Source organism: Janthinobacterium sp. BJB304 (assembly GCF_002735765.1).
Lineage (GTDB): Bacteria > Pseudomonadota > Gammaproteobacteria > Burkholderiales > Burkholderiaceae_D > Janthinobacterium.
In genome coordinates this window covers 82,229-96,657 of the sequence record NZ_PDZN01000011.1, presented here as the reverse complement: position 1 = coordinate 96,657, position 14,429 = coordinate 82,229, and the positions used below count along the sequence as shown (strand labels likewise).

The 14,429-nt window shown below is 61.4% G+C and carries 15 protein-coding genes; 2 read left to right on the top strand and 13 right to left on the bottom strand.

Translation table 11 applies throughout. From position 1 onward, the window contains the following. Positions 1–146: 146 nt before the first annotated feature. On the bottom strand, positions 147–2,402 hold the full coding sequence (locus tag CSQ95_RS14860) for a CHASE2 domain-containing protein (RefSeq protein WP_099410058.1): 2,256 nt from the start codon (positions 2,400–2,402) through the stop codon (positions 147–149). Next, positions 2,399–4,021: an HD family phosphohydrolase gene (locus CSQ95_RS14855; RefSeq protein ID WP_099410117.1), complete on the bottom strand. Its 1,623-nt coding sequence runs from the start codon at positions 4,019–4,021 to the stop codon at positions 2,399–2,401. The genes CSQ95_RS14860 and CSQ95_RS14855 overlap by 4 nt, the downstream gene beginning before the upstream one ends. Before the next feature lie 198 nt (positions 4,022–4,219). On the opposite strand from CSQ95_RS14855, the gene CSQ95_RS14850 reads away from it, so the two are divergent. Further along, entirely contained in the window at positions 4,220–5,116 is an 897-nt protein-coding gene (locus CSQ95_RS14850) for an MBL fold metallo-hydrolase (protein ID WP_099410057.1), read from the top strand. A gap of 57 nt (positions 5,117–5,173) precedes the next feature. Here the strand turns inward: CSQ95_RS14850 and CSQ95_RS14845 are convergent, their stop codons facing one another. The 8 genes from CSQ95_RS14845 to CSQ95_RS29140 all read right to left on the bottom strand — a co-directional run bounded on the left by CSQ95_RS14845 (position 5,174) and on the right by CSQ95_RS29140 (position 10,219). Further along, positions 5,174–6,187, bottom strand: a complete 1,014-nt coding sequence (locus CSQ95_RS14845) for an inorganic phosphate transporter (protein ID WP_099410056.1) — start codon at positions 6,185–6,187, stop codon at positions 5,174–5,176. 39 nt (positions 6,188–6,226) lie between these two features. Further along, positions 6,227–6,853, bottom strand: coding sequence for a DUF47 domain-containing protein (locus tag CSQ95_RS14840; protein ID WP_010400015.1), 627 nt, complete (start codon positions 6,851–6,853; stop codon positions 6,227–6,229). A gap of 93 nt (positions 6,854–6,946) precedes the next feature. After that, entirely contained in the window at positions 6,947–8,332 is a 1,386-nt protein-coding gene (locus CSQ95_RS14835) for a replicative DNA helicase (RefSeq protein WP_034750488.1), read from the bottom strand. Positions 8,333–8,467: 135 nt separating this feature from the next. After that, complete coding sequence (gene rplI / locus CSQ95_RS14830; RefSeq protein WP_034783456.1) at positions 8,468–8,923, bottom strand: 50S ribosomal protein L9; 456 nt, start codon at positions 8,921–8,923, stop codon at positions 8,468–8,470. Between the two features lie 27 nt (positions 8,924–8,950). Then, positions 8,951–9,241, bottom strand: a complete 291-nt coding sequence (gene rpsR / locus CSQ95_RS14825; protein ID WP_010400024.1) for a 30S ribosomal protein S18 — start codon at positions 9,239–9,241, stop codon at positions 8,951–8,953. A 25-nt stretch (positions 9,242–9,266) separates the two neighbouring features. Next, positions 9,267–9,566 carry a primosomal replication protein N gene (gene priB / locus CSQ95_RS14820; protein ID WP_099410055.1) on the bottom strand — a complete coding sequence of 100 codons (300 nt, stop codon included), beginning with the start codon at positions 9,564–9,566 and terminating at the stop codon, positions 9,267–9,269. Between the two features lie 20 nt (positions 9,567–9,586). After that, the gene (gene rpsF / locus CSQ95_RS14815; RefSeq protein WP_034750499.1) at positions 9,587–9,976 is read right to left on the bottom strand and encodes a 30S ribosomal protein S6; all 390 of its coding nucleotides are present in this window, start codon (positions 9,974–9,976) and stop codon (positions 9,587–9,589) included. 42 nt (positions 9,977–10,018) lie between these two features. Then, positions 10,019–10,219: a hypothetical protein gene (locus tag CSQ95_RS29140; protein ID WP_143449978.1), complete on the bottom strand. Its 201-nt coding sequence runs from the start codon at positions 10,217–10,219 to the stop codon at positions 10,019–10,021. 32 nt (positions 10,220–10,251) lie between these two features. Here CSQ95_RS29140 and lexA point away from each other — a divergent pair, with 32 nt between their 5' ends. Continuing rightward, complete coding sequence (lexA, locus tag CSQ95_RS14810) at positions 10,252–10,887, top strand: transcriptional repressor LexA (RefSeq protein ID WP_034750502.1); 636 nt, start codon at positions 10,252–10,254, stop codon at positions 10,885–10,887. Positions 10,888–11,090: 203 nt separating this feature from the next. Here the strand turns inward: lexA and CSQ95_RS14805 are convergent, their stop codons facing one another. Genes CSQ95_RS14805 through CSQ95_RS14795 form a run of 3 tightly spaced genes read right to left on the bottom strand, consistent with a single transcriptional unit; the run spans position 11,091 to position 14,426 of the window. After that, positions 11,091–12,332, bottom strand: a complete 1,242-nt coding sequence (locus CSQ95_RS14805; protein ID WP_099410054.1) for a cystathionine gamma-synthase family protein — start codon at positions 12,330–12,332, stop codon at positions 11,091–11,093. 43 nt (positions 12,333–12,375) lie between these two features. After that, positions 12,376–13,899: an amidophosphoribosyltransferase gene (gene purF, locus CSQ95_RS14800; RefSeq protein WP_034750508.1), complete on the bottom strand. Its 1,524-nt coding sequence runs from the start codon at positions 13,897–13,899 to the stop codon at positions 12,376–12,378. 38 nt (positions 13,900–13,937) lie between these two features. Continuing rightward, positions 13,938–14,426 (bottom strand): CvpA family protein, encoded by a 489-nt coding sequence (locus tag CSQ95_RS14795; protein WP_070221159.1) that lies wholly within the window; start codon positions 14,424–14,426, stop codon positions 13,938–13,940. Positions 14,427–14,429: the final 3 nt, after the last annotated feature.

Here is a 14,429-nt window from a genome sequence, read left to right as displayed (position 1 = left end):
GGATTGAAGACAAATTTTAGACGGCTTTTAGTTTCCAGTCAGAAATTTCTAACATTTCCCCCTGTTTTTTATCGCAATGCAACAAACAATGCGCACGCAATGGTGAAAAATGCCGCAATCGCTTGCCTTTTCCGGCGAATGGCGGGCTATTTGCTGTGCAATTCTGTCACGCCATCCCAGTCCAATGGCGGTGGCGCGTTACGGTACTGCTCCAGGCGCGCCGCGTACAGCCGGTACAGGCCATCGCCGGGAAAGTCCGCCTGCAAATGGGCCAGCTGCTCACCTGCCTGCGCCCAGTCGCGCGCGCGCAGCCGGGCCAGCACGGCGTGCCAGCGCTCGAGCTGCGCCAGTTCGGCCGCTGCGGCGCCGGCCAGCAGGCAGCGCGGCTCGAAGATGGCCACCGCTTCCTGCTTGCCCAGCACCCTGATCCGGTCGAGCTCGCGGTACAGGAAATCCGGGGCGGCCGCGCGCGTGGCCTCGCCCACCACGATGCCCACGCCATACAGCTTGCTGGCGCCTTCCAGGCGCGCGGCCAGGTTGACGCTGTCGCCCATCACGGTATAGGCGCGGCGGATGCGCGAGCCCATGTCGCCCACATGCATGGGCCCCGTATTGATGCCGATGCCGATGCGCAGCGCCGGCCAGCCGCGCGCGCAAAATTGCTGGTTCAGCCGCGCCGCGCTGGCCTGCATCAGCAGGGCGCTGGCCACGGCCCGGCTGGCGTGATCGCCAAAGGCGACGGGCGCGCCCCAGAACGCCATCACGGCGTCGCCGATGTATTTGTCCAAGGTGCCGCCATGGCTGTCGCGGATATCTTCCGACATGGCCGTCAGGTATGCGTTGATGTATTCGCGCAGCGCGGCCGGGGCCAGCTGCTCGGAAATGGCCGTGAAACCGCGCACGTCGGCAAACAGTACCGTCAGTTCGCGGTTCTCGCCCTCCATCGTGTAGCGGCGCGGATCGTCGGCCATCTCGGCCACCAGCTCGGGCGCCACGTACTCGCCGAAACGGGCCACCAGCGCGCGTCCCTTGCGCACCTCGAAAAAATAACCCCACGCCAGGTTGGCGATGAATAGCGCAAGGATCAGCAGCAACAGCACGGCACCGCCCAGCACCAGGTCGTGCACGGCGTACAGGTACAGGTTGATGCCGATGGCGGCGGCCAGCGCGGCCACGGTAGCCAGCATCACGCCAGCCGGCGGCAGCACGGCCAGGGCGCCCGCCAGCAGCAGGCCAAACAGCACGATCTGCACCAGTTCCAACGCCAGCGCGTAGTCGGGCCGCGCCTTGAAACGCCCGTCGAGCATGGACTTGATCAGGTTGGCGTGCACCTCCACCCCCGGATATTCGGCATTCACGGGCGTGGCGCGGATATCGTTCAAGCCGGGCGCCGTGGTGCCCACCAGCACGATGGCGCCCTTGAGCAGCGCGGGCGGCACCGTGCCGGCCAGCACGTCGGCGGCCGACACGTAGCGGAAGGCGCCGCCATCGGGGCCGCCCGCGCCGCGGTACTGCACCGTGGTCGTCAAGGCTTCGCCGACAGGAATCGCCATCGCGCCGCGCGGCGTGAACAGCATGATGTGTTCGAGGCCGCCATTGGCCAGTTCGCGCGCCGACAGGGTATCGGCCGTGCCCGTGAAACGGGGAGCGATGGCGCGCGCCTGCAGGTAGACGGCGACGGTGGCCAGCGACAGCGAAGGATAATAGCCGTCGCCGATGCGCTGCAACAGGGTCGAGGAACGCACGACGCCGTCGGCATCGGTCAGCGCCGTGAAGATGCCGGCGCCCTGCGCGGCCGCCTGCAGGGGGGCGATATTGGCTTCGTAGCCGCGCGCCACGTAGGCCGTGACCGTGCGCCCGTTCAAATCGGCGACGGTAAAGGCGGGCCTGGGCAGCACGCCCTTCCTTTGCTGCTCCGAGACGCTGTAGCCGAGCACCACGGGCTGTCCGCGCATGGCCTCGGCAAACAGGCCGTCGTAATCCATGGCCGGGCGCAGCTTTTCCAGCTGCGCCGGCAAGCCGGCCACGCCGGCCAGTTCGCCGCGCGCCAGCCCTTGCAGCACGGCGTAGCCGGAACTGGTGTCCGCTTCGGGAAACGAGATATCGAAGCCCAGCGCGGCTACCCCGTAATGGCCGGTGAGCTGGCGCACCAGGCGCGCCTGCACGTCGCGGCTCCAGGGAAAACGGCCCACGCGGGCCAGGCTTTGCTCGTCGATGTCGACGATGACGATGCGGCGGTCGAGCTGCGGCGCATCAAAGCGCATGCGCCAGTCGCCCAGCATGGCATCGAGGCGGGCAATATTCTCATTTCCCGCCAGGCACAGCACGGCCGCCGCCACGGTCAGGACTACGCCCAGCAGCGACCGCGCCCCATGCTTGCGCCAGGACTGCGGCAGCTTCAAGGGGTATAGCCCGGAATGGCCGCCTCGTCGACGGCATCGATCTGGCTCGGATGCATGTGCTTTTCAGCGAAGGTCAGATAGACCTTGCTGCGGATGAAAACGTCGAACAGCTCCGGGTCGATATGGCCGTTCAGGCTGAAGTTACCGAGGATGCGCAGCGATTCGGACAGCGACTTGCCCTTTTTGTAGGGCCGGTCGCGCGCCGTCAGCGCCTCGAAAATGTCGGCAATCGCCATCAGCCGCGCCGGCACCGACATCTGCTCTTTCGTCAGCCCGCGCGGATAGCCCTTGCCATCCATGCGCTCATGGTGGCCGCCCGCATATTCGGGCACCTTTTGCAGGTGCTTGGGCCACGGCAGCGCTTCGAGCATGCGGATCGACACGCTGATATGGTTGTTGACGATGGCCCGCTCGGCCGCCGTCAGGGTGCCGGCGCGGATGGTCAGGTTTTCCGTCTCGTCGGCATCGAGAAAATCGCGCAGTTCGCCGTCGGCCGCGCGCCAGCGGCGCCGGGCGATCTGCCGCACCCTTTCCTGGTCGGCCTGCGCCATGCTCTCGCCGCCGATGTTGACCGTGCGGATGAAATCGCGCTCTTCGCGCAGCGCCGCCTGCTCCTGCTCCAGCGCGCGGGCAATGGCGTCCTTCTGTTGCGGCTGCGCGGCCTGCAGGCGCAGGGCCTCGATCTCGGCGTCGCGCAGCAGCACTTCGTAGCGCGTGTCGATCAGGGCGATGCGGTCGAAAATGGTTTCCAGCTTGGTGGCCTTGTCGACCACGTGCACGGGCGTGGTGATCTTGCCGCAATCGTGCAGCAGGCCTGCCAGCCACAGCTGCTTGCGCTCGTTGTCGCTGAGCCGGAAATCGGCCAGCGGCCCCGTTTGCGTCGCATGCGCGGCGTCGGCCAGCAACATCGTCAGCTCGGGCACGAACTGGCAGTGCCTTCCCGTGTACGGCGACTTTTCATCGATGCCGATATTGATCAGGGTAACGAGCGACTCGAGCAGCTCTTCCAGCTGAGAGATGAGCAGCTGATTCGTCAGCGCCACGCCCGCCTGCGCGGCCAGCGCCTCGATGAAGCGCTGGTCGGTGGAGGAAAAGGCGCGCACCTGGCCCGTCTCGCCATCCTTGGCATTGACCAGCTGCAGCACGCCGATCAAGTCGCCCTCGTGATCGCTCATGGGTACCGTCAGGATCGATTGCGTGTGGTAGCCATGGTGGCGGTCAAACTCGCGCATGCCGGAAAAATTGAAGACCTCGTCGCGGTAGACGTCGGCGATATTCACGCTGCGGCGCATGTTCGCCGCATACGCGGCCACCGATGCCAGGTTGGGCTGGCCGGCGCCATCGAACAGGGATACGCCCGGCAAACCCATGTCCGCCCCCTGCGCGATGCCCAGGCTGTCGTTGACGCTGATATCGAACGCCAACTGGCGCCCGTCAAGCGCGGGCCGGTACAGGGTGGCGCCGTCGGCGCCGCTCATGCTTTTCGCCAGCAGCACGATGCGCTGCAGCAGCGCGCCAATGTCGCGCCCCTCACCGCCCAGGCCGTGGCCGAGCGCCACGCTGAGTTCGGTCAATTGCTCCAGTCTGTGGGCGATTTTCTCAGGGTGCAGCTGAGGCATATTGGTGGCAATCAGGTAATGGACAAGCAAAAAAGGGGAAGTCGGCAAGCGCCAGTGTAACGGCGACCCTGCGCACTGTACATTACTTAGTCACAACAAAATGAAATTACTTTCCGTATCGCAACACGCATAAATGTTGCCGCCAATCTCATTAATTAGAATAGAATCAACAATAATTACACTGTAACAAGGTACTGAATGAAATTCACGTTCAGGGGCGTGCGCGGCTCCATCCCCTCCCCCGGTCCGCGCACGGCGCGCTATGGCGGCAACACCACGTGCATCGAAGTGCGCACGGACAACGACAGCCTGATCATTCTCGATGCCGGCAGCGGCATCTTCGCGCTGGCGCAGCAACTGCCGCCGGGCCAGCCCGTCGACGCGCACGTCTTCATCACGCACAGCCACTGGGACCACATCCACGGCTTGCCCATGTTCTCGCCCCTGTTCGTGGCCGGCAACCGCATGCGCTTGCATGGCGCCCTGGACGGCAACAGCGGGCGCGGCATCGAGCACGTGATGGCGGTGCAGCTGCAGGGCAGTTATTTTCCCGTCAGCGAAGCGGCCATGGCGGCCTGCATCGAGTACCGCACCCTGGCGCCCGGCGAAGCCGTCGACGTGGGCGGCGCGCGCGTGCGCGGCGCGGAAATGAACCATCCGGTGGTCAACCTCGGCTACCGCATCGACTGCGGCGGCGCCTCGCTGTTTTTCAGCGGCGACCATGAACCGTTCTACAACCTGTATCCGCCCGGCCACGCCGAGCATGCGGCCTGCGCGGCGCGCAATGCGCAGCGCCAGGCCGGCATTGATGCACTGGTCGCCGGCGTCGATGCGCTGATCATGGATTGCTCGTACACGCGCGAGGAATACCCGGGCAAGCAGGGCTGGGGCCACGGCACCTTCGACGCCGCCTTCGACCTGGCCCTGCGCTGCGGCGCGCGGCACCTGTACTGCACCCACCACGAACCGACCCGCAGCGACGAGCAGCTCGAAGCCGTGTTTGCCGACGTGATGGGCCGCTATGCGAGCCGCCTGGCCGGCCTGCAGGTGTTCCTCGCCAGCGAGGGGCTGACGGTGGAACTGGCCGGCGCATAAAAAAAGGAACCTTACGGTTCCTTTTTTATACATGCGCCCAGTTGGCCCAAGGCCGCCTTACATGATGTGGTGGCCAATCCACCAGGCCACTGCCGCCACGAACGCGGAAGCGGGAATCGTGAAGATCCAGGCCCAGACGATATTGCCCGCCACGCCCCAGCGCACGGCCGACATTTTTTGCGCCGAGCCGACGCCGACGATGGCGCCCGTGATCGTGTGCGTGGTCGACACGGGAATACCCAGCGCCGTCGAGACGAACAGGGTGATGGCGCCGCCCGTTTCGGCGCAGAAGCCGCCGACGGGTTTCAACTTGGTGATCTTCTGGCCCATGGTCTTGACGATGCGCCAGCCGCCGAACAGGGTGCCGAAGCTGATGGCCGTGTAGCACGAGATGATGACCCACATCGGCGGCATGGCATCGGCCGCGCTGGAATAGCCGGCGGCAATCAGCAGCATCCAGATGATGCCGATGGTTTTTTGCGCATCGTTGCCGCCGTGGCCCAGGCTGTAGGCCGCGGCCGATGCCAGTTGCAAACGGCGGAACCACTTGTCGACCTTGCGCGGCGTCGAACGCACGAAGATCCACGACACGATCAGCATCATGATGGAGCCGAACACGAAGCCCAGCACGGGGGCGATGACGATGAAGGCCACGGTTTTCCACAGGCCGGCCGCGACCAGCGCGCCCGTGCCGGACTTGGCGACGGCCGCGCCCACCAGGCCGCCGATCAGGGCGTGCGAGGACGACGAGGGAATGCCGTAGTACCAGGTAAACAAATTCCAGAAGATGGCGCCCATCAGCGCGCCGAAGATCACGTACTGGTCGATCACGGCCGGGTCGATGGTGCCCTTGCCCACCGTGGCGGCCACGGTCAGCTGGTGGAACACGAAGATGGCGACGAAGTTGAACGTGGCGGCCATGGCAACCGCGGTCTGCGGTTTCAATACGCCCGTCGAGACCACCGTGGCAATCGCGTTGGCGGCATCGTGGAAGCCGTTCATGAAGTCAAACAGCAGCGCGAGGACGATCAACAGGCCTAGCACGTAGATGCTGATTTGTATGGTCATTATAGTTTCTTTTCTGATTCTGGTTCAGGACAGGCCCAACGCTTACGCGTTTTCGACGATGATGCCTTCGATAATATTGGACACATCTTCGCAACGGTCGGTCACGGTTTCCAGAATTTCGTAGATCGCTTTCAGCTTGATCAGGTTGCGCACGTCCGGCTCGTCGCGGAACAGCTTGGACATGGCGGCGCGCATCACGTGGTCGGCGTCCGATTCCAGGCGGTCGATCTCTTCGCAGATGGCGACGATCTTGCGCGAGTTGTCCATATTGTGCAGCATGGCGACGGCATCGCGCACTTTTTCGGTACAGGCCAGCACCAGTTCGGCCAGGCGCTTGGCTTCCGGCGTGACGGCTTTCAAGTCGTACAGCGAGACGGTCTGCGCCGCGTCTTCCAGCAGGTCGAGGATATCGTCCTGGCGCGTAATCAGCTGATGGATGTCATCGCGGTCGATCGGCGTGATGAAGGTCTTGTGCAGCATTTCCACGGTGGCGTAGGTGACTTTGTCCGCCTGTTTCTCGATGCTTTCGATCGCATGCACGCGGTTTTCCAGGTCGTCGAAATTGGTCATCAGGCCGAGCATCTCTTTCGCGCCCTTGACGCACAATTCCGCGTGCTGGTTAAACAATTCAAAAAACTTGCCCTCAGTGGGCATCAAGCGTCCAAACATGTCATTCTCCGTTAAGCATTGAGTCGTGTTATTTACTACAGAAAGCCGCCCCGTATGAGGGGGCGGCCAATGGAATATCAGTGCTGCTGAGTCTTAGTCGCCTTGGTAAAGCGCCAGGCCACCACTGTAATTGCCAAATTTGGTGTACTGCCCCATGAAGGTGAGGCGGATGCTGCCGATTGGACCGTTACGTTGTTTGCCGATGATGATTTCGGCCGTCCCCTTGTCTGGCGAGTCGGGGTTATACACCTCGTCGCGGTAAATGAACAGGATCACGTCGGCATCCTGCTCAATAGCGCCCGATTCGCGCAAGTCGGACATCACGGGACGCTTGTTCGGGCGTTGTTCCAGCGAGCGGTTCAACTGGGACAGCGCGATCACGGGGCAACCGAGTTCTTTCGCCAGGCCTTTCAAGCCCCGTGAAATCTCGGAAATCTCCGTGGCGCGGTTGTCGCCCGGCGTATTGGCCGACATCAGTTGCAAGTAATCGACGATGATCAGGCCCAGCTTGCCGCACTGGCGCGACAAACGGCGCGAGCGGGCGCGCAATTCGATGGAATTGAGCGCCGGCGTTTCATCGATGTACAACTGCGCGTCGTTCATCTTCTGGATTGCATTCGTCAGGCGCGGCCAGTCTTCGTCGTTCAGGCGGCCCGTGCGCAGGCGGTGCTGGTCCAGCTGTCCGACGGAGCCGAGCATACGCATGGCCAGCTGGGCGCCGCCCATCTCCATCGAGAACACGGCCACGGGCAAGCCGCTGTCGATGGCCACGTTTTCGCCGATGTTGACGGAAAACGCCGTCTTGCCCATCGACGGACGGCCCGCCACGATCACCAGGTCGCCCGGCTGCAGACCCGAGGTCATGCGGTCGAGGTCGATGAAACCGGTGGGCACGCCCGTGATTTCACTCTGGTTGTCGCGGCTGTACAGTTCGTCGATGCGCTCGACCACCTGCGTCAGCAGTGGCTGGATGGCGGTCCAGCCCTGGGCGCCGCGCGCGCCTTCTTCGGCGATGGCGAAAATCTTCGACTCGGCCTCGTCAAGCATCTGCTTGACTTCCTTGCCTTGCGGGCTGAAGGCCGTGCCGGAGATATCGTCGGCGACGGTGATAAGTTTGCGCAGCACGCCGCGGTCGCGCACGATCTCGGCATAGCGCCGGATGTTCGCGGCCGATGGCGTGTTTTGCGCCATGGCGTTCAGGTAAGCGAGTCCGCCCACGTCATCGGCCTTGCCGAGCTGGGTCAGGGTTTCAAAAACAGTAATGACATCGGCTGGCTTGGAAGCGTTAACCATCTTGACGATTTGCTCGAAGATGATGCGATGGTCATAGCGATAGAAATCCTCCGCATGCATGAAGTCGGCGATGCGGTCATAGGCGGCATTGTCGCGCAGCAGACCACCGATAACGGATTGTTCTGCTTCGATCGAATGCGGCGGAATACGGAGGGAATCCAGTTGCGGATCAGAGGGGGCGTTCATGGCGCGAATTATACCCGCTTCGGCGTGCCGGCAAAAATAAAGGGCTGAAAATGAGCGAAAAAAAGGCCACAAAAAAGCCGGGCGAACCCGGCTTTTCATAGTGCGGCAGCGCTTGCGGGCCAGGCCCGCAGACGATTACGCGTTCGCGTCTGGAACGACAGCGATAACAACTTCCACGACCACGTCGGTGTGCAGAGCAACCGAAACGTTGTGCTCGCCAACGATCTTCAGCGGGCCGGTAGGCATGCGGATTTGTGCTTTTTCAACAGCAAAACCTTGCTTGGTCAGCGCTTCAGCGATGTCGAAGTTGGTGACGGAACCGAACAGACGGCCATCGACGCCAGCTTTTTGAGCAACTTGAACGGTCAGGCCGCTCAGTTTTTCGCCCTGGGCTTGCGATGCGGCCAGTTTGGCGGCAGCAGCTTTTTCCAGTTCGGCGCGCTTGACTTCGAATTCAGCCACAGCGGTTGCCGTAGCACGACGTGCCAGGCGTTGCGGGATCAGGAAGTTACGTGCGTAACCGTCTTTGACTTTGACGACTTCGCCGAGGTTACCGACGTTTACAACTTTTTCTAACAGAATGATTTGCATAGTTCTTCTCCAGGAATATCTGACCGATTAAGCGTGGTGCAGATCGGTGTATGGCAGCAGCGCGAGGAAGCGAGCGCGCTTGATTGCGGTGTCGACTTGGCGCTGGTAGTGCGCTTTGGTACCGGTCAGGCGTGCTGGCATGATCTTGCCGTTTTCCTGGACGAAGTCTTTCAGCGTGTCGACGTCTTTGTAGTCGACTTGCTCAACGTGAGCTGCCGTGAAGCGGCAGAACTTCTTACGTTTGAACAAAGGGTTTTGCTGTTTGCGTTTTTCTTTAAGCTTGAGCTTATTTTTGTCGAACTTTTTACCGAATGCCATGTCAGGCTCCTGTATCTAAAATGCGCTAGTCAGAATTGACTGCACTAAAATCAATGATGTGAAACACCAAACTCTTGCTGTTGCGGCTCTTCCTGGCCAGGAAACCCGTGAACTGATACACCCCGCCCAAGCTTGCCTGATTGAACCGGCCTGAAATTTCGCCAGCGGCTAGCGCGGCAACATCAAACTCGGTCAAACGGGCAATCCCTGCTTCCATCTGCTGCGAACTGTGTTGCAATACTGCATTCACAATCGGTAGCCCTGCCGGGGTATAGCGCAATATTTCGCGCTCGGCAATGATGGCGGTGACTTGTAGCTGGTTCAGCGCACGATCCTGGTCAAAAATTAAGCTGCTGCTGCGGCTGGAGCGGCTGCTGGTGCTTCGGTGCGGTGGCTTTTGGCCGCGTCTTCGCGTTGTACCGATTTCATCATCGGCGAAGGAGCTGTTTCAGCTTTCTTCATTTTAACGGTCAGGTGACGCAACACGGCATCATTGAATTTGAATGCTGTTTCCAACTCGACCAGGGTCTCGTTGTCGCATTCGATGTTCAGGCAGATGTAGTGTGCTTTAGGCAGCTTTTGGATCGAGTAAGCCATTTGACGGCGGCCCCAATCTTCCACGCGGTGAACCGAACCGCCGCGGGTGGTTACGCTGGCTTTGTAGCGTTCGATCATCGCGGGCACTTGCTCGCTTTGGTCCGGATGGACGATAAAGACTATTTCATAATGACGCATGCAAACTCCTTCAGGTCGGATTGATAATCGCCCACCCCGGCGTCAAGACGGGTGTGGGAAGGTCAGCCGAAGATTATAACCGCCTTTTGCAAACGTTTCAATCATTGCTTGCGCCAGCGCCCGAAAAGCCCGCGCGCCACCGTGCTTTTCGACCGGGAACAAGTATTTCTTGCGAAATTCGCCGAAAACACGGAAATCCCCTTGCATAGTGGGCGATACTGTACAAAAATACAGACTGTTCATATAGACAGCATTTTAGTATGCACCCACCGCTCATGATCAAGCTGACAGCACGACAAGAACAAATCCTGAACCTGATCAAGGACGCGATTGAAAACACGGGCTTCCCTCCCACCCGTGCCGAAATTGCCAATGAACTGGGTTTCAAATCGGCCAATGCGGCGGAGGAGCATTTGCAGGCCCTGGCCCGCAAGGGCGCGATCGAGATTTCGCCCGGCACCTCACGCGGCATCCGCCTGATCGGCGCGGCAGCTGAAGCGCCGCCATCGAAAGTGCCGGCGGCGCTGCTGATGTCGCTGCCCCTGATCGGCAGGGTGGCCGCCGGCTCGCCCATCCTGGCCCAGGAAAACCTGGAAGCGAGCTACAACGTGGACCCGGCCCTGTTCTCGGCCAAGCCCGACTTCCTGCTGAAGGTGCGCGGCTGGTCCATGCGCGACGCCGGCATCATGGATGGCGATTTACTGGCCGTCAAAAAGGTCGACAGCGCCAAGAATGGCCAGATCGTCGTGGCCCGCATCGGCGACGAAGTCACCGTCAAGCGCTACAAGAAGACGGGTTCCGTCATCGAATTGCTGCCGGAAAACCCAGACTTCAAGGTCATCACCGTGTCGCCGGAAGATGAATTCGCCCTGGAAGGCTTAGCAGTCGGCTTGATGCGCAGCTGGCACTGATTGAGCGCGCCCTCATAAACCTACTGAGCAGCCCACTCTCGGGCATCCGTTGCTCGCTGTACCAATGTACAGCTCCGCTACTCAACCCGATATTGGACTTGCTCGCTACGGTTTCTGAAGGCACGAAGACATTACCATTGAACGGCGAAAAACAAAGGGCCGCAACAGCATGACTGTTGCGGCCCTTTCATTTGTCCGGCGACTTATACATCGAGTGCCTGGCGGAAATCCTCTCGCAGATCCACCTCATCCTCGATACCGACGGAGACGCGGATCAGCGATTCGGCGATGCCCATGCTGGCGCGCCGTTCGGCGCCCATCTCGTAGAAGATCGTGTGGGCGACGGGAATGACCAGGGTGCGCGTGTCGCCGAGGTTGCTCGCGGGAATAGCCAGGTTCAAGCGATTGAGGAAATCGAAGCAATCGATGCCATCCTTCAGCTCAAAGCTGAACAAGGAACCGTAGCTGCGGAACAGGTCGCTCGCCAAGGCGTGCTGCGGGTGCGACGCCAGGCCCGGGTAATGCACGGCCGCCACGCGCGGGTCGGCGGCGAGCATGGCGGCCAGCGCCAAAGCGTTCGAGCAGGTGCGGTCCATGCGCAAGGCCATGGTTTCCGCGCCGACGGCGATATGGTGCGCCGCTTCCGGCCCCAGGGACGCGCCGAAGTCGCGCAAGGCCTTGGCGCGGATTTGCGCGATGCCCCACTGCGCGGGCGCCGCCTTCTTGTAATTCTCGAAAATATTCGGATACTGCGTCCAGTCGAACACGCCCGTGTCCGTCAAGCTGCCGCCCAGCGCATTGCCGTGACCGCCGATGGATTTCGTCAAGGCATTGACCACGAGGCCCGCGCCCACGGCTTTCGGGCGGAACAAATACGGCGTCGTCATCGTGTTGTCGACGATGTACAAGATGCCCTTTTCGCGGCACAGGTCACCGATTTTTTTCAGGTCGGCGATCTGCGTGCGCGGATTGGCGATGGTTTCCACGAACACGATGCGCGTGGCAGGCGTGATGGCGGCCGCCACGTTGGCCACCTCGGTGGCGTCGACGAAGGATACGGCGATGCCCTGCCCCGTCACCGTTTGCCACAGGCTGTTGGTATTGCCAAACAAAAAGGCCGACGAGACGACATGGTCGCCCGCGCGCAGCAGCGACTGCACCACGGCGCCGATGGCGCCCATGCCGGTGGCGAAGCACAAGGTCGCCACGCCGTCTTCCATCTTGTTGACCTTGTCTTCCAGCGCGGACACGGTCGGGTTGCCCTGGCGGCCATAGCGGAAACCGGGTTCCTTGCCCTGGAATACGGAAGCGAGCTGGCGCGCATCGGCATAACCAAACGCGACGGAAGTGTGCACGGGCTTGTGCAGCGAACCATGCTCGATGCCCTTGCGGCGGTCGTTATGCAGGATGGTGGTGGTAAAGCCGTAGTTTTTTTTATCGTTCATGATCGCGGAGCAAAAAAAGCCCGGCGCTAGCCGGGCAAGATAATTACGCTTCTGTCGTTGCCAGGTTCAGGTTCAGCTGGGAACGCGGCGTATCTTCGGGCGCTGCCGCCTTCGGATGGTGGCGCGCATATTCCAGGCGGTCCAGGTATTCCTGCGACACGTCGCCCGTCACGTAGACGCCGTCGAAGCACGAGGCCTCGAAGTTGGTCAGGGCCGGGTTGACGTCGGCGATCGCCTGCTTGAGCGCGCCGATATCCTGGTAGACCAGGTAGTCGGCCGTGATTTCGCGGCACACTTCTTCCGTCGTGCGGCCATAGGCGATCAGTTCGTCGCGTGTCGGCATGTCGATGCCGTACACGTTCGGATAGATGACCGGCGGCGCGGCCGAGGCGAAGATGACTTTCGTCGCGCCCGCTTCACGCGCCATCTGCACGATTTCACGGCTGGTGGTGCCGCGCACGATGGAATCGTCGACGAGCAAGACCACTTTATCCTTGAATTCGGACGGGATCGCGTTGAGCTTCTGGCGCACGGATTTCTTGCGCGCCGCCTGGCCCGGCATGATGAAGGTACGGCCGATGTAGCGGTTCTTGATGAAGCCTTCGCGGTATTCGATGTTCAGCGCCATGGCCAGCTGGATGGCGGCCGGACGCGAGGAATCGGGAATCGGCATGACCACGTCGATATGCACGCCTGGCAATTCGGCGCGGATCTTCTCGGCCAGGTATTCGCCCATTTTCAGGCGCGTGGCGTACACGGAGGCGCCGTCGATGACGGAGTCGGGACGGGCCAGGTAGACGAATTCGAACACGCACGGGTTCAGGCTGGCATTGTCGGCGCACTGGGCGCTGTGCAATTTCTTGTCGGCATCGATAAAGACGGCTTCGCCGGGACCGATGTCGCGCACGAAGCGGAAGCCCATGCCTTCCAGGGCCACGGATTCGGAAGCGATCAGGTATTCGGGACCCTGCTCCGTTTCATTGATGCCCAGGCACAGCGGGCGGATGCCGTGCGGGTCGCGGAAGGCCAGCAAGCCGACGCCGGCGATTTGCGCGACGGCGGCATAGCCGCCCTTGACGCGACGGTTCAGCACGGTCACGGCCTTGAAGATGGCTTCCGGGTCCAGGTTCAGGCCCGTCGTCGCTTCCTGGATTTCATGCGCCAGCACGTTGAGCAGCACTTCCGAATCGGAATCGGTATTGATGTGGCGGCGGTCGTTCTTGAACATTTCCAGCTTCAACTGTTCCCAGTTGGTCAGGTTGCCATTGTGCGCCAGGGTGATGCCGAACGGCGCATTCACATAGAACGGCTGTGCTTCCTCTTCGCTCGACGAACCGGCCGTCGGGTAGCGGCAATGGCCGATGCCCGTCGTGCCTTGCAGCGAACGCATGTTGCGCGTGCGGAAGACGTCTCGCACGAGGCCGTTGGCCTTGTGCATGGAAAACATACTGCTGTGATTGGTCGCAATCCCTGCCGCGTCCTGACCGCGATGTTGCAGGAGCAACAATGCATCATAGAGCAATTGATTGACAGGTTGATGGGAAACGACGCCGACGATGCCACACATGGTGTGCTCCTAAACTGTGCTACTGATTTTAAAAAAATTCAAAATTTCACATGCTGCGCGTAAGCGGCAGGCAGATAAGGCTTGATCGCGCGCGCGCCCTGTTCCGCGAGCGGACTGAGCAGCGCGTTTTTCCAGAATGGCTGCTGCGGTATGGAAGTCATGCCACACAAGATGACGGCGGTCAGCACGATCACAAGGCCCCGCGCCACGCCGAACAGGCTGCCCAGGGTGCGGTCGGCCAGACTCAGGCCTGTCACCTTGACGAGCGCGTCAACCGTCATGGACAGCAATCCCATCAAAATGCGCACGCCGATGAACAGCACCACGAAAGCCAGCAATAAACGGATCGCTTCGCCTGGCACGGCTTCCGGCAGAAATTTCGCCAGGGTGGCGCCATAGGCGTTGGCAATGACGAACGCCACGATCCAGCTGACCAGGGACAGTATTTCCTTGACCAGGCCGCGCATCATGCTGATCAGCACGGAAGTCACCAGCACGAACAGCACCAGGTAATCGAAGATCGTCACGCG